Annotated in this window: 20 protein-coding genes and 1 pseudogene; 17 read left to right on the forward strand and 4 right to left on the reverse strand. The window is 51.8% G+C overall.

What is annotated here, in order from left to right:
• Positions 1 to 79: 79 nt before the first annotated feature.
• The 11 genes and pseudogenes from MFP24_RS07235 to MFP24_RS07285 form a co-directional block, all read left to right on the forward strand.
• Positions 80 to 184 (forward strand): annotated as a pseudogene (locus tag MFP24_RS07235) (hypothetical protein); the annotation flags it as partial.
• Between the two features lie 308 nt (positions 185 to 492).
• The gene (locus MFP24_RS07240) at positions 493 to 906 is read left to right on the forward strand and encodes a DUF3577 domain-containing protein (protein ID WP_249232770.1); all 414 of its coding nucleotides are present in this window, start codon (positions 493 to 495) and stop codon (positions 904 to 906) included.
• 66 nt (positions 907 to 972) lie between these two features.
• Positions 973 to 1,614, forward strand: a complete 642-nt coding sequence (locus MFP24_RS07245) for a DUF3275 family protein (RefSeq protein ID WP_249232771.1) — start codon at positions 973 to 975, stop codon at positions 1,612 to 1,614.
• Positions 1,615 to 1,692: 78 nt separating this feature from the next.
• Positions 1,693 to 2,316: a hypothetical protein gene (locus MFP24_RS07250; RefSeq protein WP_249232772.1), complete on the forward strand. Its 624-nt coding sequence runs from the start codon at positions 1,693 to 1,695 to the stop codon at positions 2,314 to 2,316.
• 73 nt (positions 2,317 to 2,389) lie between these two features.
• Positions 2,390 to 3,493, forward strand: coding sequence for a DUF6094 domain-containing protein (locus MFP24_RS07255; RefSeq protein WP_249232773.1), 1,104 nt, complete (start codon positions 2,390 to 2,392; stop codon positions 3,491 to 3,493).
• Between the two features lie 34 nt (positions 3,494 to 3,527).
• Entirely contained in the window at positions 3,528 to 3,830 is a 303-nt protein-coding gene (locus tag MFP24_RS07260; RefSeq protein WP_150437316.1) for a hypothetical protein, read from the forward strand.
• Between the two features lie 156 nt (positions 3,831 to 3,986).
• On the forward strand, positions 3,987 to 6,218 hold the full coding sequence (locus tag MFP24_RS07265; protein WP_407062058.1) for an SNF2-related protein: 2,232 nt from the start codon (positions 3,987 to 3,989) through the stop codon (positions 6,216 to 6,218).
• Positions 6,219 to 6,436: 218 nt separating this feature from the next.
• Positions 6,437 to 6,718, forward strand: a complete 282-nt coding sequence (locus tag MFP24_RS07270) for a type II toxin-antitoxin system RelE/ParE family toxin (RefSeq protein WP_249232775.1) — start codon at positions 6,437 to 6,439, stop codon at positions 6,716 to 6,718.
• A gap of 11 nt (positions 6,719 to 6,729) precedes the next feature.
• A complete protein-coding gene (locus MFP24_RS07275) occupies positions 6,730 to 7,017 on the forward strand; it encodes a HigA family addiction module antitoxin (RefSeq protein ID WP_249232776.1) in 288 nt (95 codons plus the stop codon).
• 215 nt (positions 7,018 to 7,232) lie between these two features.
• Positions 7,233 to 9,047, forward strand: a complete 1,815-nt coding sequence (locus tag MFP24_RS07280) for a DNA topoisomerase III (protein ID WP_249232777.1) — start codon at positions 7,233 to 7,235, stop codon at positions 9,045 to 9,047.
• A 484-nt stretch (positions 9,048 to 9,531) separates the two neighbouring features.
• On the forward strand, positions 9,532 to 9,816 hold the full coding sequence (locus MFP24_RS07285) for a hypothetical protein (protein WP_249232778.1): 285 nt from the start codon (positions 9,532 to 9,534) through the stop codon (positions 9,814 to 9,816).
• 111 nt (positions 9,817 to 9,927) lie between these two features.
• Here the strand turns inward: MFP24_RS07285 and MFP24_RS07290 are convergent, their stop codons facing one another.
• Entirely contained in the window at positions 9,928 to 10,314 is a 387-nt protein-coding gene (locus MFP24_RS07290; protein WP_112092846.1) for a type II toxin-antitoxin system VapC family toxin, read from the reverse strand.
• The gene (locus tag MFP24_RS07295) at positions 10,311 to 10,556 is read right to left on the reverse strand and encodes a type II toxin-antitoxin system Phd/YefM family antitoxin (protein WP_136168085.1); all 246 of its coding nucleotides are present in this window, start codon (positions 10,554 to 10,556) and stop codon (positions 10,311 to 10,313) included. Before MFP24_RS07295 ends, MFP24_RS07290 begins: the two co-directional genes overlap by 4 nt.
• Before the next feature lie 146 nt (positions 10,557 to 10,702).
• On the opposite strand from MFP24_RS07295, the gene pilL2 reads away from it, so the two are divergent.
• Genes pilL2 through MFP24_RS07325 form a run of 6 tightly spaced genes read left to right on the forward strand, consistent with a single transcriptional unit; the run spans position 10,703 to position 15,720 of the window.
• Entirely contained in the window at positions 10,703 to 11,194 is a 492-nt protein-coding gene (pilL2, locus tag MFP24_RS07300) for a PFGI-1 class ICE element type IV pilus protein PilL2 (protein WP_249232779.1), read from the forward strand.
• Positions 11,195 to 11,205: 11 nt separating this feature from the next.
• Positions 11,206 to 11,892: a TIGR03759 family integrating conjugative element protein gene (locus MFP24_RS07305; RefSeq protein WP_249232780.1), complete on the forward strand. Its 687-nt coding sequence runs from the start codon at positions 11,206 to 11,208 to the stop codon at positions 11,890 to 11,892.
• Positions 11,868 to 12,383: a lysozyme family protein gene (locus MFP24_RS07310; RefSeq protein WP_249232781.1), complete on the forward strand. Its 516-nt coding sequence runs from the start codon at positions 11,868 to 11,870 to the stop codon at positions 12,381 to 12,383. The genes MFP24_RS07305 and MFP24_RS07310 overlap by 25 nt, the downstream gene beginning before the upstream one ends.
• A gap of 40 nt (positions 12,384 to 12,423) precedes the next feature.
• Positions 12,424 to 12,921 carry an integrating conjugative element protein gene (locus MFP24_RS07315; RefSeq protein WP_249232782.1) on the forward strand — a complete coding sequence of 166 codons (498 nt, stop codon included), beginning with the start codon at positions 12,424 to 12,426 and terminating at the stop codon, positions 12,919 to 12,921.
• Positions 12,918 to 15,029, forward strand: a complete 2,112-nt coding sequence (gene traD, locus MFP24_RS07320) for a type IV conjugative transfer system coupling protein TraD (protein WP_249232783.1) — start codon at positions 12,918 to 12,920, stop codon at positions 15,027 to 15,029. Before MFP24_RS07315 ends, traD begins: the two co-directional genes overlap by 4 nt.
• On the forward strand, positions 15,022 to 15,720 hold the full coding sequence (locus tag MFP24_RS07325; RefSeq protein ID WP_249232784.1) for a TIGR03747 family integrating conjugative element membrane protein: 699 nt from the start codon (positions 15,022 to 15,024) through the stop codon (positions 15,718 to 15,720). Before traD ends, MFP24_RS07325 begins: the two co-directional genes overlap by 8 nt.
• A 296-nt stretch (positions 15,721 to 16,016) precedes the next feature.
• On the opposite strand, the gene MFP24_RS07330 is transcribed toward MFP24_RS07325, so the two are convergent.
• Both MFP24_RS07330 and MFP24_RS07335 read right to left on the reverse strand, forming a co-directional pair.
• On the reverse strand, positions 16,017 to 17,057 hold the full coding sequence (locus MFP24_RS07330; RefSeq protein WP_249232785.1) for a hypothetical protein: 1,041 nt from the start codon (positions 17,055 to 17,057) through the stop codon (positions 16,017 to 16,019).
• Positions 17,058 to 17,414: 357 nt separating this feature from the next.
• A complete protein-coding gene (locus MFP24_RS07335; protein WP_249232786.1) occupies positions 17,415 to 19,982 on the reverse strand; it encodes a toll/interleukin-1 receptor domain-containing protein in 2,568 nt (855 codons plus the stop codon).
• Positions 19,983 to 20,230 lie beyond the last annotated feature (248 nt).

Genomic DNA, 20,230 nt, shown 5'->3' on the forward strand with positions numbered 1-20,230 from the left:
TGGTATGAATCACTAATCGTCTACCCGTTCCGCCTCAGCTATGACGTTTCCGCGTTACTGGTAAAATTAATAAAGCCGTATCGCTCCAGAGGCTTATCTGCGCCACATCCTCAGCGTACTGCCGGAATGGCCGGTCAACAAAGTGGTGGTATTGTTGCCGTGGAACGTGGTTCTACCAGCCTGATGAGCGTCAACACGGCGCTCGGTTAATGCTTACGCATTTAATTTTTCATTTCGAAAAACAGTTTTTTCTTCTCGAATAATCTCTGCCGTTATTTACTGTGCCTGCTTTACCCATCCCTGCGATGGCCCGTACAGCAGAGCTGCAAGCTGTCCACCTCTGGTGATGCTCGCCTGATGCTCAATACGACTGAAAATGAGCAATATGCCTGAAAGCATATCGTCGTCATCCTTCACTCATATCCTTACCCCCGCCGGGAGACCACTCCCCAGCGGGGCTGTCTCCCATATCTATATTTATGGAGACAGACCATGACTACCGAAAATAAATATTTTGACCTGCATACCCGAGGCATTGGCTATGTCAACCGGCTGCGCACCGTGACGCCCAAACGCGGCGAGCCGTTTATGGCATGCACCATTGCCGCCCTGCGCGGAACGAAGGACTCCCCCGAATACAGCTACATCGACGTTCGGGTCTATAACGAAAAAGCCGCCTCCCTGCTGGACAGTTGCCAGGATGCGCTGAATAAAAAACAGAAGGTGCTTATCGCTTTTACTGTCGGCGATATTTACCCGGAAGTTTTCACCTACCAGTCAGGCGCGAAAAGCGGTCAACCCGGCTGCTCGATTAAAGGCCGCCTGATCAAAATCACCACCATTAAGATTGACGGCTTTGAAGTCTACCGGGAAAACGCTGAAGAAAGCCAACCCGCCGCTGCCTGATCTCATCGCCAACTCACCGGGAGAATAACGTTTTATTCTCCCCATCAACCACTATCAGGACTGACTATGAACAACACCTCAACCGCCCCGGTGATGGTTGCCGGGAAACTGGTGGTCAGAACCATTCACGGGCGCAACGGCGATTTTAACGTTGGCCTGCTGGAAACCGCCATCGGCAGCTTCTCCGTTAAAAACCGCGAACTGGAGCAATATACCGCCGGTATTTATGAAGGCCAGTTTGTGATCGGCAAGATTTACCTGCATTCATGGAGCTACGGCGCAAACTCCGGTTTTGAAATGCGCGTTCGCCTTGATGCCATGAATATTGCCACCGATGAGGCGCTGACGCCCGGCGACGAACAGAAACTCACTCCGCCAGTTAACGATCCGCTGGATGAAGAGGAGCCTGCGCCGTCGCCGCAACCGAAAACGCCCGCGGGAAAAGCCATCGAACCGACGCCAGCAGAAAACAGCGCCGCCAGACGCCCGCAATTCGTGGTGCCGACGTCGGCGGAGCAGGAAGACGATGACCAGAAACTGTTTGGCCCGCTCTGGCCGCTGGGCGACATCGTTAAACTCGATGCCACCGCCCCCCGGCAGGTGCTGCGCCAGCAGAAGGCTCGGCTGTCCCGGCTCGGCTACGATTTCAGGACTCAGGAGCAGCATTTTATTAAAACGGCTGTTCCCGCAGAAGAAACCACGTCGTAATTTCCGCATTATTTCACCCACTGTCGGGTTTTCCCGACTGGGGAAAACCCTGTTAACAACCGAAAGGAGGGTTTTCCCATGGCATCTCTGCTACGACTTAACGAATGTCCCCACATCATGGCTGACGCTTACGTCTGCGACGAACGGCGTTCACTGGCGTTCCTGTCCGTCTGGGGACGCGATACCGCGATTCAGGAACTGCTGGCGCGGCTGACGCTCAAAAATGAAGAGGAGCTGACGCAGCTGACGCTGACCGATGCCGCCCTTCATGAGCATACGCTGTTTCCCGGCAATACCGATAATCTGGACAAGCGGACGTCACGACACGGCCAGACACGCTTCGGCACGCTGGTGCATCTCTGGTTATTCGATAAACGCTGCCAGCGCCCCGACAGAGCTAACCACCAGGCCATTTTATTGACCGTCAAAGACGATCCGCTGTGGCGCCAGCGCGCCTGGGCGCTGCTTCGGGAAACCTGCTCAGTGCCGCTCCTGGACCACTGGCAGACTATCGTGCTGGATATCCTGCAAACCTCACAGATGCTCGCCCCGCTGCCCGGCGGCTATGGCGGCCTGTCCGGCTGGCGGTTGTCCGTCGATATTCCCCTGTTGACTGAACTGATGAGTCAGGCCATTTCACGAGGGGAACTGCGGACTTCATCCGACTCGCCTTTATCATCCGCCCCGCCTCTCGCGGCCTGATGACGCCACGAGCGTACCTTCCCTCCCGGGTACGCTCCTTATCAACCTGTCACTCATCACAAGGAAACCCTCTATGGCGCTTATGTTCCCCCGCTTGGCGCGCAATTTTGTGCGCAACGGCTACTTCCCCACCGACGAGGCCACGCTGGAGCGTATTCTCTCCGCGCTGACGCCGGATAGTCCCACCGGCACGCTCCGGTTGCTGGATCCCTGCGCCGGCGAAGGCGTCGCCATTACGGAGATCGCCTGCCATCTGGGCGAAGAGCGTGTCCAGGCCTGTACCGTGGAATACGATGCAGAGCGCGCCGCGCACTGCGCCACCCTGGCCGATCTGTCCCTGCACGGCGATCTGATGGACACGGTTATTTCGCAACAGGCCTTTTCGCTGTTGTTTCTTAACCCGCCCTACGGCGATCTGGTCAATGGGAAACAGGAAACCGACCACAAAGGCCGCGCCCGGCTGGAAAAGCTGTTTTATCAGCGCACCCTGGGCAATCTGCAATATGGCGGCATTCTGGTGCTGATAATCCCGTACTACACGCTCGATCGCGAATTCGCGGGCTGGTTGGCAAACAACTTTACGGATGTGCGGCTATTTTCCGCCGCCACGGATCAGTTCAAGCAGGTGGTGATTTTTGGTCGTCGGATCCGCCAGCATCAGCAACATACCGATGCCGTAAAGCAACGCCAGCGGCATCTGCTGCGTGTCGGGCGAGGTGAGGAGACCGCACCGGTACTGCCCGATGTCTGGGAAACGCCTTACCGCGTCCCCGCCGCTCGGCAGGCGCTGAAGCACTTTTACCGCGTCACGCTAGAGCCCGTTCAGCTTGAAGAGGAAATGAGCCAACTGAAAGGGCTATGGCCTGCGTTCTCCACCGAGCTTTGCCTCCAGCCACAGCCACTACGGCCACCGGCAAAACAACTTTCCCGCTGGCATCTCGCACTGGCGCTGGCCGCGGGCGCGATCACCGGCGTGATCGCCTCGCCATCGGGCCGCACCCTGGTGGTTCGCGGCGACACCTACAAAGTGAAAGACCGTAAAACCGAATTCACTGAAAACGACGATGGCGAGATTACCGAGACCATCACGATGACGGATCGTTTCATTCCGGCTATTTCCGCCTGGGATATGACGCCGGGATCAGAAACGTTCGGACAACTGATCGCCATTCGTTAACCCGCCACCATTAATACGTTCAAGGAACTTCATCATGACACATCGATTACTGAGCCTTCCGGCTTTCACGCACAAAACCGTCTTTCCCTGCGGCAACGTTTTGCTCAATGACGATAAAAACGCACTGAGTACGGAAAACCTGCAACGGCTGCTTCGCCGTCATACGTCAGGCGACTGGGGCGACGTTCCCCGAAAATTACGCCTGACCAATCACTATGCGCTGGAATATGACAACAGCCTGCTGTCCTGTTATTTCCACCCGTTTAATGGCATCCGCATGGTGGTCATCAATACCTGCGCCGATCGCAGCGAGACCGTGATTTCCGTTCACCCCTGAGTTTTACCATTTCACTCACCCTGACGGGACAGCGTTCCCGACGGGGAATGGTCTGTCCCGTTTTTTATGGCCTACATCCCTTGTAGGCCACCCTGCCGGGCCAACGCTACGCGTTGTTAAAAATTTCTCCCGGAAATTTTTTCAAGGAACATGACCATGACCGAGACATCTCCCTCAACGACTTCGCCCGTTGTTTTTCCACTGAACCAGTTTATCGACGAATTCGGCGACAGCCTGCTGGCATCGCTGAACCAGTCCCTTCCCCCCGTTTATGACGGCACGCCCGATCTGAAAAGGCAGGCCGTCATGGACGCGCTGAAACGCCGCCCGTTCCCGGCGCAGGCCGATACCGTGCAGGCGGTGGTGAAACTGCTGGTCGATCGCAACGAACATGCCGCCATCATTAATGGCGAAATGGGGTGTGGCAAAACGCTGCTGGCTATTGCCACGGCGGCGGTGCTGTACCACGAAGGCTACCGCCGCACACTGGTGCTCTCGCCGCCGCATCTGGTTTACAAGTGGCGGCGTGAAATACTGGAGACCGTTGAAAATGCCCGTGTTTGGGTGCTCAATGGCCCGGATACGCTCATCAAGCTGATGTTGCTGCGCGAACAGCTTCACGTTCCCGCTACCGGCCCGGAGTTTTTCATTCTGGGACGGGTACGGATGCGCATGGGCTACCACTGGAAACCCGCCTGCGCGGTACGGCGCCGACAGGGCATCCCCTTCGGCGTTTGCCCCGACTGCGGTCAGCGCATTACCAATACGGACGGCAACTGGCTTGCGGTAAACCACCTGCAACAGGAAGAAAAGCCCCGCAAATGCTCGCACTGCCAGACGCCGCTGTGGACGCTGATGCGCCCGAATTCCCTGTCTGATGATTTACAGTCTCAGATGGTGAATAAGGCGCTGAAACGCATCCCGACCATTGGCGATGCGACAGCCAGAAAACTGAAAGCCGCTTTTGGCGACGCGTTTCTGGCGTCCATGCTCGGCGATAACCTCTACGAGTTCATCAACCTAATGGACAACAGCGGCGAACTGGTGTTTTCCGACCGGCAGGCTCAGCGTATGGAGCGTGCGATGACCAATGTTGAATTCGGCTTCGGCGAAGGAAATTACCAGGCCAGTGAATACATTAAGCGCCATTTGCCCAAAAACACGTTCGACCTGATGGTGGTGGACGAAGGGCATGAGTACAAGGGCGCAAGTTCGGCACAGGGTCAGGCGATGGGCGTTCTGGCCAGTCACGTCAGAAAAATCCTGCTGCTGACCGGCACGCTGATGGGGGGATATGCGGACGACATTTTTTATCTGTTGTTTCGCATATTGACCCGAAGGATGCTGGAAGAAGGCTATCGCCCTGGCCGCAACGGCAGCCTGACCGCCGCCGGCATGCGGTTTATGCACGATCACGGCGTGTTAAAGGAGGTTCTCTCCGAAAACAACCGTGAGGCGCATAAAACCGCCAGAGGGAAAAAAACCGCTGTCCGGGTATCCAAAGCGCCGGGATTCGGCCCAAAAGGCGTGCTGCGTTGCCTGCTGCCCTATACCGTTTTTCTGAAACTGAGTGATTTGGGCCGCGACGTGCTGCCGCCTTATCATGAAGAATTCCGGGAAGTGGCGATGACGGAGACGCAAAGCGATGCTTACATGAAACTGTCCGTCTCGCTGACGACGATGCTGCGCCAGGCGCTGGCAAAGCGGGATACCACCCTCCTGGGCGTGGTGCTCAATGTGCTGCTGGCCTGGCCGGAATGTTGCTTCCGTCCGGAAGTGGTGAAACATCCGCGCACCCGCGACACGCTGGCATTCGTACCCTCGCTGTTTAGTACCCTGGAGGCGACGCCCAAAGAGCAGACACTGATTGCTCTCTGTCTGGCGGAGAAAGCCGCAGGCCGTAAGGTACTGGCGTACTCCACCTACAGCGGCACCCGCGATACCACCTCGCGGCTGAAAGCCCTGCTGACGCAGGCCGGGCTGAAAGCCGCCGTGTTGCGCGCCACCGTCAGCCCGGAGCAACGGGAGGACTGGGTCGCCGAACAGGTAGACAAGGGCATCGACGTGCTGGTATCGAACCCGGAGCTGGTAAAAACCGGGCTCGACCTGCTGGAGTTTCCCACCATCGTGTTTATGCAGACCGGATTTAACGTCTATACCCTGCTTCAGGCGGCCCGCCGCTCATGGCGCATCGGGCAGAAACGGGCGGTAAAAGTGATTTATCTCGGCTATGCCGCGACGTCGCAAATCGCCTGTCTCGACCTGATGGCACGCAAAATCGCCGTAGCGCAAAGCACCGCGGGCGACGTGCCGGGATCCGGCCTGGATATTCTCAACGCTGATGGTGATTCGGTTGAAATTGCCTTAGCTAAACAACTGGTTGCCTGACACGTTTATCCACTTACCACGGTGGTTTCCACTTCGGCGGAAACCACCATCACTTATTTTTTATTACCGATAAGGCTATTTATGGCATATCAATTAATGGCACATAGCGGCGCTGTTCGCGAAAACAAGAAGACCTTGACTGAATCGTCATTGTTTTCATGTTTGAGGTCAGAGCGCATTGGATGTATAGTGAGACTATACGCATGGAGACATCGTGAATGATCAAAAGCTTCAGGCACAAAGGACTGGAAAAGTTTTATCGTACCGGCTCCACTGCGGGCATTCAGTCAGCACATGCCTCCCGCCTGCGCAGACAACTTTTCGCCCTCAGTAAGGCAAAAAAACCGTCAGACATGAACGCGCCGGGATGGACTTTACACCCGCTGAAAGGCAATGAAGCAGGCATATGGTCAGTGTCCGTTAACGGAAACTGGCGTATGACGTTCTGCTTTGATGATGATGGCGACGCCATTCTTGTTGATTATCGGGACTATCACTGATGGAGGTTTTTATGCAGATGTTTAACCCGCCCCATCCGGGCGAAGTCCTCCGGGATTATCTTGACGGCGTGAGCATCACCGATGCGGCTAATGCGTTGCAGATCACGCGAGCGCAGTTATCCCGTATTCTTAACGGCCATGCCGCCATCACGGCAGATATGGCGCTACGGCTGGCGGCGCTGCTGGATACCAGCGCTGAAATGTGGATCGATATGCAATCGGAGTACGCTCTCTGGCAGGAAGCGCAAAAGCCCCGGCCGGTTATCCGACCGCTGCGCGGTCATCTCGCTGACGCATAAACACTCAGAACCTGCAATATCATAACGAAAAGCCCGCTCTTCATTCCGGCGGGCTTATTTTTTGTCTTTTCTTCTGTCCCCCGAAAACAGTTTCCCCTGTAGCGCACATCCTCTCGTTATTACTCTGGCCCGGCACGACCATTCTTCCCGTCATACATGGGTTCCCCGCCCGTTCGGGCATCATCCCCGATGCCCGTTTTTTTTCAGGAGCGACGATGAAATTGTTTTTATGTGAAAAGCCGTCCCAGGGCCGTGATATCGCCCGTATCCTCGACGCAACGCAGAAAGGTAATGGCTGCCTCACCGGCAAAAACATTGCCGTCACCTGGGGATTCGGCCATCTGCTGGAGATGGAGCCACCCGAACGTTATGATGCAAAATATAAAAAATGGGCGCTTGAAGATTTACCAGTCATTCCGGCGCAGTGGAAACTGGCGGTGAAAGCAGATGCAAAAAAACAGTTTACCGTCATCCAGAAACTCCTGAAGAAAGCTTCATCCGTGGTTATCGCCACGGACGCCGACCGCGAAGGGGAAATGATCGCCCGCGAGATACTGGATGCCTGTCAGTTTCATGGCCCGCTTTCCCGACTTTGGTTATCGGCGCTGGATGACGCCAGTATCCGCAAAGCGCTGGCATCGCTGAAATCCGGAGAGGAAACTGCGCCGTTATATCAGGCCGGGCTGGGACGCGCCCGCGCCGACTGGCTATGCGGCATGAATCTGACGCGCCTGTATACGCTGCTCGCCCGCCGGCAGGGCCAAAAAAGCGTTTTTTCCGTCGGACGAGTCCAGACGCCCACGCTGCGCATAATCGTGGAGCGCGATCGGCAGATTGCCGACTTTATTCCACGCCCTTACTGGACGCTGACCGTCACGCTCATCGGCGAGAATACGCCCTTCCAGGCACAGTGGCCGGCACCGGAGTCACTGTGTGATGAAGAAGGACGCTGTATTCGTGAAAAAGCGTTGCAACAGGCCGCCGCAGAAATTCGCGCCGTCGGACAGGCGCGCGTCATCCAGACAGAAACCAAACGCGTGAAAGAATCCGCCCCCCTGCCTTTCGATTTAGGCACGCTGCAACAGGTTTGTTCGCAAAAATGGGGCATGGGGGCGCAGCAGGTGCTGGATACCGCCCAAAGTCTGTATGAAAATCACAAGGCGACAACCTACCCACGCACCGACTGCCGCTACCTGCCGCTGTCCATGATGGCCGACATTCCGCAGGTAGTCAGCGCGTTACAGACTTTTGCGCCGGAATTAAAACCGCTTCTGGCTCAGTGTAACCTGCAACAGCAATCACGATGCTGGAACGACAGTAAAATCACCGCGCACCACGCCATTATTCCCACTGTAAAGCCCGCCGCCCCCGGTAAAATGAATGAAGATGAGCGGCGCATCTATGATCTGATCCGCTGCCATTACCTGGCGCAGTTCCTGCCGTCGCATGAAACGGATAAAACACAGATAACGCTCCGGTGCGGAGAACATCCGCTTATCGCCCGTGGCAATGTAGTCATTGCGCCCGGCTGGAAACTGGCGATCCACGACGAAGAAAGGCAGAACGGCGATACGCAGCCCCTGCCCCGGTTGGCGGAAAACACGTCCTGCCCGGTGAAAGGCATCGACATCAACGCGCAGAAAACCCGCCCACCCGAGCATTACACGGAAGGAACGCTGATCGCCGCCATGAAAAACGCGGCCCGCTTCGTCACTGACGAGCGGCTGAAACAGCGGCTGAAAGAGAGCGCCGGACTGGGAACCGAAGCTACCCGCGCCGGTATCATCGAAACCCTACTCAAACGCGGCTACATCAAAAAGCAAAAGCGTCACCTGCTCGCCACCGACAGCGCCGTAACGCTGATGGCGATGCTGCCGGATATCGTGAAAGATCCGGGCATGACCGCATTATGGGAACAGGCACTGGATGACATCGCCGCCGGAAAACTGCCGCTGGCGCTGTTTTTACAAAAACAGTCCATCTGGATCACCAGAATGATAGAGCAGGCTGTAGCAACAAAATCAACCTGAGCCGGCCGGAGTGAGTTTGCCCGCGAAACAGGCTGACCGTGCGGGTAAACTCACGCTTATACGCTTACTCTCCCTTGTCGCAGATCTTTACCCTGCCTGTGAGGATCTGCGACATGGCTGAATGGCTGCATCTGCCTTGTGCCGGGGCCGACCGGCAACCAAACGGAGCCGTTTGTGCGAAAGCGCCATGCTGTCGATCCGTCTCCCCGCATGCGGATCGGTACTGCCATGACGGCAGTATTCGGGGACGCCTTCACTCCATTTTTCATCCTTTTCATTCGGATTTATTCCCACCAGCGCCCTTGTGGCGCTGTTCCTTTTTTGTCTTTCCGGGAAATCGGGTTTTCGGTTCGTTTTATTTCTTCACCACGCTTTACTGCCCCGGTTACTCGCTGTCGCAGACAGCGCCCCTATCTCTGCCATTTCCTGCAAACAGAGAGCGCAAGCCGGAAATCCTCTTTTCATTATCCCTGCGGGAGCACCCATGACCGACGCCAACATCCAGAACCTGACCCAGTGCCTGTACAATATTGAAATGCAGGCGGTACAGACCATGCTGATCACCGCGCTGCAACACGGTTTCCAGCTTGATGACCTTACTCGTTTAGCCCAAAAGTACCAGACAAGCGCCGCCGTAATGGAGTGCCATAACAATGGCTGTCTGGTGAATTACGCCACGCCCGAAGGTTATTTCACACAACATTTCGGTGCAGATCTCCAGCAGGCGGCAAATTTTGCCGAACAATTTGATACATGGTGGTATCAGTAAATTTGCCACTACGTGACGCCTGCCCCGGCGTCATTTTTATGATGGGCGTTGCGCGTGGAAATTAATCATGGCACCGTTGCAGAGATATTTATCTATTACAGACGAAGGGCGTTAAATTCTTTGTATCGGGCCGGGATACTGCGCAACCAGCGCATCGGCGGTCAACAGCGTAATGCCCTCCACTGTCGCCTGCGCCACCAGCAGACGATCAAACGGATCCTTGTGAACGGCAGGCAGACTCTCGACCGAAACAACATGTTCGCTGGCGATAGGCAATTCGCTATAACCATTATCCAGCAGCCCCCTGCGCAGCAATCGCGCATCAACCTGAAAATCGTCACGTCCCAGCCCGCGCTTAATGACAACTTCCCAAAGACTGACCACGCTGAAAAAAAGCTCGTTTTCCGGCGAACCCAGCAACTTCGCCGTTGATGAAGACAGTTTTTCCGGCATGCCTGCCGCCCAGAGCAACACATGGGTATCGAGTAAAAATTTCATTTGTCACCGCCGAAAAGCTGCTCAATCTCCCCTTCGCCCATCCGGTCAAAATCATCAGGCACGTTGATGTTGCCCGCCATAAACCCTAACCGCCTTTCCTGTTGAGGCTCCGGCGCACTTAATGCCGTGACTTTGACCAACGGCTTACCGGCTTTGGCGATGATAAAGGACTCCCCTTTCGCGGCCATCTCAACCAGCCGGGATAAATGGGTTTTCGCCTCATGAATGTTCACGGTTTGCATAACGCCTCCAAACAAAATTATGGACTAAGTTTTATTAGTTTAGTTCATTAAGATAAAATGTCTACCTTCAGGATTTTGGTTTTTTACCGCTTTTCCCCGCACTTTTTTTCATTCTGTTTCGGCCCTTACCACTGCCGGAGCATATTATGAAGAAATCCCGTTTATGGCCCGTCGCCGTAACCCTTATCCTGTCCGCCTGTACAGCAAAGACGGCCACAGTTACGGCTTCCGAAACCCAGCCCCGGAATGTCTCCGCCACACCCGCGCCCATTGAAGTCGTCCATACCGCCCGATACACGCTGGTCAGTCTGACGCCGGATGAAACACTGACATTTCCGCTACGCCAGGTAACAAGCCATACCCTTCCCGCACCAAAGAAAAACCGGCCGACCACCACCCGTGGCGATGCGCTGCGCGCCTGGCTTTCCGGCACCGGCTACGGACTGTGTCTGCCCGTGACCAGCGACGCGCGGCAACTGTTTGCCGGCCCCCTGCCCGATATCCAGCGTTCAATGGGACCGCTGCGAATAGAAGATGCGCTTCGGGTGATTACCGGAGCAGCGTGGGTTATGAACACGGATGAAGTGACCCGCACCGTCTGTTTTCAGCGTGCATCCGCCGACCGGTTGCTGAGCTGACGGGAGGCGACATGAAAATCCTGCCCTTGTTGTTCGCCTGCGCCATACCACTGGCGCAGGCCGCCACCGAAACTGTCACAGATACTACCCACATCGCTGAAAAACCGTTGTCCGAATTATCAAGCGCACAACACTGGGGACTGACGCCGGAAGAATGGACGCGCTACGAACAACTCAAGCGCGGCGAACGCGGCATCTGGTCGCCGGATCTCGATCCGCTCACCACGCTCGGCGTGGAGGCCGCCACCGATGCCGAGCGCCGTAAATACGCCGACCTGTTGGTCGAAAAAGAGTTTCAGCGGGTGGAAAAAGAGCTGGCGTTTCAACGCGCCTACGACGCTGCGTGGAAACGCCGCTTCCCGGATGTGCTGCCGGTAGCCGCAGCCTCGCTCCCGACTGCGCATGAAGACAGCCGCCTGGCGGTTTTTGTGTCGGAAAACTGTCCGGCCTGCGATACCCGGCTCAGCATCCTGCTTCAATCCGGCCATCCGCTCGATCTCTATCTGGTCGACAGCAATAACGATGATGCCCGCCTGCGGCGCTGGGCCGTCAGCAAACGCATTGATATTACGCGGGTGAAGCGCCGGGAAATTACCCTCAACCATGACGGCGGGCGCTGGCTGCAAAATGGACAGGGGAAAATGCCCGCGGTACTCGAACGCCGGGGGGACGCATGGCTGCCCGTTACCACGCCCTGATATCCCTGCTTTTGCTGCCGTTCGCGCTGTCCGTTCATGCGACGCAGGATATTCCCTATGGCTACCGGCAGGTCGCCCGGCTGAACAAGGTTCCGGCGGATCTGCTCTACGCCATCGCGCTGACGGAAAGCGGCACCCGTCTGGCGCAGGACGTCAGACCGTGGCCGTGGACGCTCAACGTGGCCGGAAAAGGTTACCGCTATGCCACCCGGCGGCAAGCCTGCGCCGCCCTGCACCGATTCCTGCGCACCACCAGCCCGAAGCGCATCGATGCCGGACTGGGGCAAATCAATCTCGGCTGGAACGGCCACCATTTTACCCATCCCTGTGAGGCGCTTGCGCCGTATCCCAATCTGCATCTCGCCGCTACGTTGCTGCGCCGCCACTACGACAAATGGCAGAGCTGGCCCGAAGCAGTCGGACGCTACCACCGCCCGGCAGGCGGCAAACCGGCGCAACGCTATCGCCAGCAGGTTTTCCGCCACCTGTAGCTCACCCCGTCATGAAATCAAAAAATAAGGAATTCATGCCATGCTGAAAGCCTTTTCCCCAACCATCGTTCTACTTGCTACCGCATTTCAGGCTGGCGCGTCACCGATCGTCATCGCCGATCTTGGCGGCGAATCCACCGCCCCGCTATTCAGCGCCATTGCGCCTGAACCGGACGCCTCGGCCTTTTCTTCCGCAATTCCTGTTCCTTTACCGGAAGCCATTTTCCCCGTTCTTTCCTCACGTCTGCATCCCGGCCCCGTCACACCGCGCCGATTGTCGCTGCCGGGCATGACGCCGCTGTTTTTAATCGGCGACGACCCCCTTTCTGTGCAATGGCTGGGTAAAAACAAAACGAAGCTGACATCACTGAACGCCACCGGACTGGTCGTCAGCGTCGCATCCGCAGAACGTTTACTCGCACTGCGTGAACAAGCCGGCGATCTTACGTTGTTCCCCATCAACGGCGACGATCTGGCGCAGCGTCTGCAACTGGCTGCGTATCCGGTGCTCATCACGGCGTCCGGGCTGTCGCAATGAGCGACCGTCACGTCATCGAAACCCTGTTGCGTCCGGCAGTGGAACTCTACAGCGCCGCAGTTGGCCTGACGGCGGGCGCAATCTGTCTGGTCGCGCCGTGGTCGCTGATGCTGTCGCCTTCCGTCAGCTATCCGCTGGCCGGGGGATTTCTGCTGTTTGCCGGATTCAGAGGGCGGCAAGGGCTGACTATTTTGCGCTATCGCCGCAATATTCGCCGGCTGCCGCATTATGTGATGTCCAGCGATCGGGTGCCGGTCAGCCGCCACCTGCTGTTTATCGGACGCGGATTTCGCTGGGAGCAAAAACACACCCAGCGCCTGCATACCTGCCGGCGACCGGAAGTCGCCAAATACGTGCATCCCCACTGGTTGTATCAACAGGCGCGGAAACTGGAAAAAACCTGCGATACGTCGTTTCCGATTGTCCGACGCTGCCTCTCCCACAACCACTGGCTGAACCCGGTACGCCCGCTGCCCCCGGTTGGCGGCAGCCCCCTGCTGCACGGTATCGAACTGCATGAAACCGACGTCACTCTGCCGCTGGGCGAGCGTGTCGGCCATACGCTGGTCATGGGCACCACGCGCGTAGGCAAAACCCGGCTGGCGGAGCTGTTTATTACGCAAGATATCCGCCGAGGCGAGGTCGTGATCATTTTTGATCCGAAGGGCGACGCGGATTTGCTGCGCCGGGCTTACGCCGAAGCGAAACGCGCCGGTCGCGAAGATGAATTTTACGTCTTCCATCTCGGCTGGCCGGACATCAGCGCGCGCTATAACGCCATCGGACGATTTGGCCGGATATCAGAAGTGGCCGGGCGTATCGCCGGACAGCTTTCCAGCGAGGGGGATAGCGCCGCATTTAAAGAGTTTGCATGGCGATTTGTGAATATTATCGCCCGCGCACTGATTGAACTGGGTCATCGACCGGACTACCTGCAAATCTCCCGTCACGTTATCAATATCGACGATCTGTTTATCCGCTATGCGCAGTATTACCTGCCAAAACATGAACCTAAAGCCTGGGATGTTATTGCGCAGATAGCCGGGAAAGTGACCGACAGAAATACGCCGCGTAATCTACAGGGGCGGGATAACTATGTCGTGGCGCTGGAGCAGTATCTGGCGGCAACCCGGCTCTATGATCCTATTCTGGACGGTCTGCGCTCAGCAGTGCGTTATGATAAGACGTATTTTGATAAAATCGTGGCTTCATTACTGCCGCTATTAGAAAAACTGACCACAGGAAAAACGGCGCAATTACTGGCGCCTTCGTATAGCGATTTGGACGATCCCCGCCCAATATTCGACTGGCAGCAGATCATCCGCAAGCGCGGCGTGGTGTACGTGGGGCTGGACGCATTATCCGATACCGACGTAGCCGCTGCCGTGGGAAACAGTATGTTCGCCGATCTGGTCAGCGTTGCCGGATATATTTATAAATTCGGCGTCAATGATGGCCTGCCTGCGGATGAAAGCCAGACAAAAGTCCCGATTAATCTGCATTGCGACGAATTCAGCGAATTGATGGGCGATGAATTCATTCCGTTGGTTAACAAAGGCGGCGGAGCGAATGTTCAGATCACTGCTTACACCCAAACGCTGAGTGATATTGAAGCCCGTCTCGGCAATGCGGCAAAATCCCGGCAGATTATCGGCAACTTCAACAATCTGCTTATGCTGCGCGTGCGCGAAACCGCCACCGCAGAGCTGATGACCGGGCAGTTACACAATGTGGACGTGCTGACCAACACGGTCATCTCCGGTGTCACCGATTCCTCCAATCCCGATCATGAATCGGATTTTATCAGCAATACCCAGGATCGCGTCAGTGCTGTCAGCGTGCCGCTTATCGACCCGGCTGCATTGATCCAGCTTCCGAAAGGACAAGCTTTCGCTTTGTTGGAGGGAGGGCAACTGTGGAAAATCAGAATGCCGCTACCCGCCGCCATCAATGACGCGTTTATGCCGAACAGCATCCTGCAACTGACGGAATATATGAAAGCCAGTTACCGTACCGGGGAACAATGGTGGAACAGCGCAACGCTCCCCCATACTACGCCCCATCACGCAGATTTGCTGTCCACATTACAGGAGGGGCTGGATGAGTGAGACCCCGAACCAGCCAATTACCCGTCCAAAGGGATTGATTTCCACGCTGCTGTCGAGTTTGGGAAAGATCTGCGCAGCGCTTATCGGTTCGTTGTTTTTCAGCCTGATCATCGAATGGCTGGGGATCGCTTTTATCTGGCCCGAACTGGGTGCGGAACACAGTCGTATGATGATGGATACGGAATTAAACTGGTTTGCGGAAAATGTCACCCGGAGTTTACTGATGACTGATCCGGTGAACCAACTGAATATTATTCTGGGTAAAACATGGCGGTGGGTATTTATGGATACCGGATTTATTCCCTGGTTGGAACAGCTACGCCATAAACAAGACAGCGACTGGTTTCACTGGTTAGATATTTATATCAAAGCAACGGTTTATATCATGCTGACCTTTGTACTGAGAGTGTTTATCCTGTTACTAACCTCTCCGCTCTTTATCCTCGCAGCGCTGACCGGGATCGTTGACGGGCTGGTACGGCGTGATATTCGCCGTTTCGGCTGCGGATATGAGTCCGGTTTTATCTATCACCATGCCAAAAGAACCGTTATTCCGACGTTTTTTCTGGCGTGGATGGTTTATCTTTCATTGCCGTTCTCCATCAATCCCTGCGTGATTTTATTGCCGGCGGCATTTCTGCTGGGCGTGACGGTTTCAATTACTGTGGGGGCGTTTAAGAAGTATATGTAATTGGTGATGCCTCCAATTAATTAAATATGCACTTTTGATAAAAATATTAGTTAGCAGCTTCCCTGCTAATATCATCAAGTTGTACATTTACAGAGGGATGTTAGCCCAGAATGTACTGGAACAGCCACCACACTTGGGCGGTCCTGCCCCCATTTACTACTGCGCCGCTGTAATGTCTGTTTCTGGCACTAAGCAGCCAGCTGTCGGGTCGGCTATGAGCGAAGAGCGGACATCCCAACCACTAAAGTAAAGTTGAGGAGCGCGCTGCTTTTGGCTCGCCCCTTTCGCATATCATGCTAGGCCTTGTGTGTGACCAAAAAGCCCTCAGCCGAAAGCTTGTTCTCTTCAATAACAAGCTCGGTTACAAGGGAATTGATGTTTTCCCATCGCATACCGGGAGTAAACTTTCGAACTGCTTTAGTAAACATGCAATTCATGGTGCGATCGAAGAGTTCTACAGTCGTTCGACGCGGATGCTGTGCCAAACTCGACGAGAAGAAATTTTTATGCACTTGGTAATGGTGCGAATGAATAAATTCTTGCCAACTTGAAATAAGGGTGTCTTCGTCGCAGATGTCAATGAACTCAAAATCTTCAAGATTGCGCTCGTTAACTGTCCCCCAAGCCTCCTTCAAAAGAGCAATAGCCTCAACATCAGTCTTTGGAGCGCTATAGCCGAAGACAGTTACTAAATATGCGCGTTTCAGCTTGTTTTGAATAGCCTTCCAGTTGTCCTGAATGTAAGGATCGGCAGCGTAATTCTTATGTGTAACAGGATAGAGCAGCGGAGCGGGATCAAAAGGTTCACCGCATTCCCGACAGCATGCCGTGAGAATTCCACCGCACTTGTGTTTGCGGCAATAGCCTACAAGTACGTTTCCATGCAGGAATGCAAGATCGGGTAAATCCTTAGTGATCTGGGAAGCGCGTTGATACGCCTGTAACAACAGCGGATCCCAATTGAAAGTTGCGACAAGGTCCTTCTTTCTCAGTGCCAAGAGCAGCAAGTCATAAATATTCGGTTCATCTGGGATCTCCAGTTCTGAAAAATACTCGCGTATTCGTCTGTCTAGGTCTTCCCTTATGGCATCACATTCAGGGCGATCGTGAAGCTCGGAGTAAATGTCTTCTAGGTTGTTGCTGCTAGTTTGAAGACTGACTTCCTTGAGGATTTCAGTCATTCCTAGCGATTTTATGAATCCGTTCATGGCAGATGATTTCCTGCCGTTTTTGTCCCCGTTAGGAATCGCCGCCATTGTCGCGCCAGCACCCAGGATAACGACATGTGGCCTGTTCTTCATAAGGTGTTCGTATTGATTTGCTTTTTCAGAACTCATATCCACTCCTAATAACCTAACAATATTTAGATAGTAGGCAAAAATGCTCCCATTCTTATAAAGAATAATCCATCCACATTTATTATGCGTGAGCAATCAAACATTTTAGATAAACCTAAGAATTTCGTGATTAGAGTCAAAGAATAATTATTGAATGACTGCTTTTAGCACTGTACGGCAAGGTACTGCTCACTGACAGTTTTGAGCGAACAGCGGACACAAAGGCATTCAATCATTAATGTCTATGAGATATGCATTAATGATTGAAGAGGTTAATTTATTATATTTAAATCTGATTGGTTCATATGTTACTCCTTATGTAAATGGAATAACACAGAACCTTTTACGTTTTAATGACTACTCATCAAATAATAACCCGGAGTCATTTTCGTCATATTTTGATCTTATTTTTCTTCGTTCCTCTCTGTATGGTTTTAATTCTAAAATACCGATGTCAGAATTCTCTATAATAGAGTCCAATATCTTAGCCCTAAGAGCCCAATCGCCAGCATCTTTTAAACTATGCCTATTGTGTAAATTATAGGCATCAAATGATTTATTCTCCGCAATTAGTATTTCACATTCAATTGATTCATTTTTTAAATCATTTTTCCTTATGCTTCTAATCATTGCAAGATCTTCACGAGCTAACTTTACATTACCACTTCTCGCTGCATATACGGCCCTGGCTGAGCGTAGTCTTTTAGAGTCTCTATCATTATTTTTTAAAATATCTGATAAGTAATCGAGAGCTGATTGGTCACTTTGGGTTTTAGCTAGATATTGTGTATAACGTAAATCTGCTCTATTTGAGTTAAAATCTAAGTCTCTTAATTGTTCAATAAGATGTAAAATATTTTCTGTTTTCCCACGAGAAATATGCAATGCAATGTTGAAATCTAATAACTCAGCACTTTCTGAAATTAGACTTTTGTGTTTTTCAAGTAATGTTTCAAGTTCTACCATTTGTCGTTCTCGTCTATAACAAATGGCTAGTTCGTGAACGGCAGATCTGCTTTTTGAATTACTCGAAAGATAGAATTTTAAAATAGGAATTGCTTTAGTAAACTCTCTTCGTTTCCTTAAATAATGCCCTTCGAGAAAACCATATTGCCTATAACCTTTCTCTTTCATATGAGAAATGGTTATATGTGCATCTGAATAATGTTCGAGCCTTATTTGAGCTCTGGCAACAATAGATAATATTTCTTCATGTAGCCGTCCTTCCATTTGCATATTGAATGCAATTTTCCCCCACTTGATAGCCTGCTCAATAACAGTATCATTCTCAGTGGATTTTCCTTGAGCATATGTGTTTTTTACCATCTCATAAATATTACTTGCAGTCATTAGTCTACGCAGTTCATCCGGTAAAGATTTGCCCTCTAAGACCTGCATGAATATAAAAGCGGAAAATAGATCATCGCGAAAACCACTTTCTTTACTTTCATTCCATGCCTTTTCAAAAACTTTCCCCATAGCAGTTAAGGTTTTTTTATCAGTGATATTATGACGTCTATATAAATACCTTACGGATGAAGCTATAGAATACTTCCATCCAGAGGCGTAAATCAAACATCCTAAAATCAAACTTTCAATAGATGTATTGAAGTTATCAACTGTAAAATGTAATTCATGTACCAATATTTCTTCTAATAAATCAGCACTAAGATTTGGTAACCAGCTTAGAACATCTAGAATTATCCTTTCTTGTTCTAATAATGATTCAGCGCGAATTGATTCGTTAATTATTAATTTTTGTATATTAAACAATTGACTTGGATCTTTTTCTAAAATAGCTGTTCCTTTTTGTTTTGCTAAGCGCACTCCTGCGTTAGCAACATCAGGATGCCCACCTATAGCTCTGATAAACTCATCTGATATTTTAAAATCACTGATTTTTAGTAAGTCTGCTGTTAAAATCATCAATGTTTTGATGTCTTCATCAGCTAGTTCATTAACTCTGCATTGTACGGCCACACCAACTTCATCAATAAATTCACTTTTAAATTGTATGTTACTAATTATAAAAATTAATTGTTGTTGAGGCATTCTTTGAAATAAAGGTTTTACCCATTTTTTTGGTATCGCATGATCATCAAAAAAACCTGCTGTAGAAATTATAGTTATTGACTGCCCAAGTTTTGTGAAGTGATTCGTAATTCTAATTACCTCGTCTATTTTATCGTCTTCACTTAGTTCTATAAAATGCTCTTGTTCTTCTAAAATTTTAGATGGTTTAATATTTGAGTCTATTTCTACCCTTAGAGCACGGTAGAGATCTACCAATTCAGCTTGTGCCGATAGAGCGATCGTTGGTCCATATCTTAAATTAGCTAAAGAGCTAAGGGCATTTCTTTGATAATAATTTGAAAAAGTTCTTCTCCCAATACCAGTTATACCTGGGAAGATGTATATTTTTGGCATTTCTTTATGTGATGAAAAATGTAATGCTGAAAGCCTTCTCACATTATCAATTAACACCCCCCTCCCGATAACATCAGGTATATTGGTATTATTATCTGAGCCTGGCTCAAGTAAAATAGTAGTTAAATAGCGTGCAATATCAGAAGGGGAATCTCCAGAATTCGGCACCCAATAGTTATGCATCCATTCAGGAAGATCTTGAAAATTAAGGCTTGGATCTAGAGGGAAAATATATAGTTTTTTTAACTTATTAAAAATTATTCTTCTTCTAGCTTCCTCTATTTCAAAGTTCACTGCATAAGAAGATAATGAACTCCGAGATGCAAATAGCACAAATATATCAGAATTATCAAGAGATCTTTCCATTGCTGATATTAAGTCTTCTCCTCGATCAAAGCTTTTTTCATAGTATCTAGCTAAACCATGTGGTAGACGCTTATAAACGTTGCTAACAAAATCAGCATCAACGAAAGAGAGTGAAAGAAATAAAGATGACATGTGTGCAGTCCTTTTTTAAAATCGAGCTAAATTACTAGCGCCTTTTTTAACCAATGTCAACCATAACATGGTACTTTATGAGGTTGCGGTTTATTTTAAAGGCGTTTAATTAATTTGAAAAATGAATTTTTTAATGTGACACCATCACATAAAAAGAAACTATTTGCTTTTAGTATTCTTTCAACTTAATTGCAGTACTGTTATAAGAAAATCGGCCCCGCCTTTGATTAATTTCTTGAGGTGCTATG

It is taken from the genome of Brenneria tiliae, assembly GCF_023347575.1.
Taxonomy (GTDB): domain Bacteria; phylum Pseudomonadota; class Gammaproteobacteria; order Enterobacterales; family Enterobacteriaceae; genus Brenneria; species Brenneria corticis.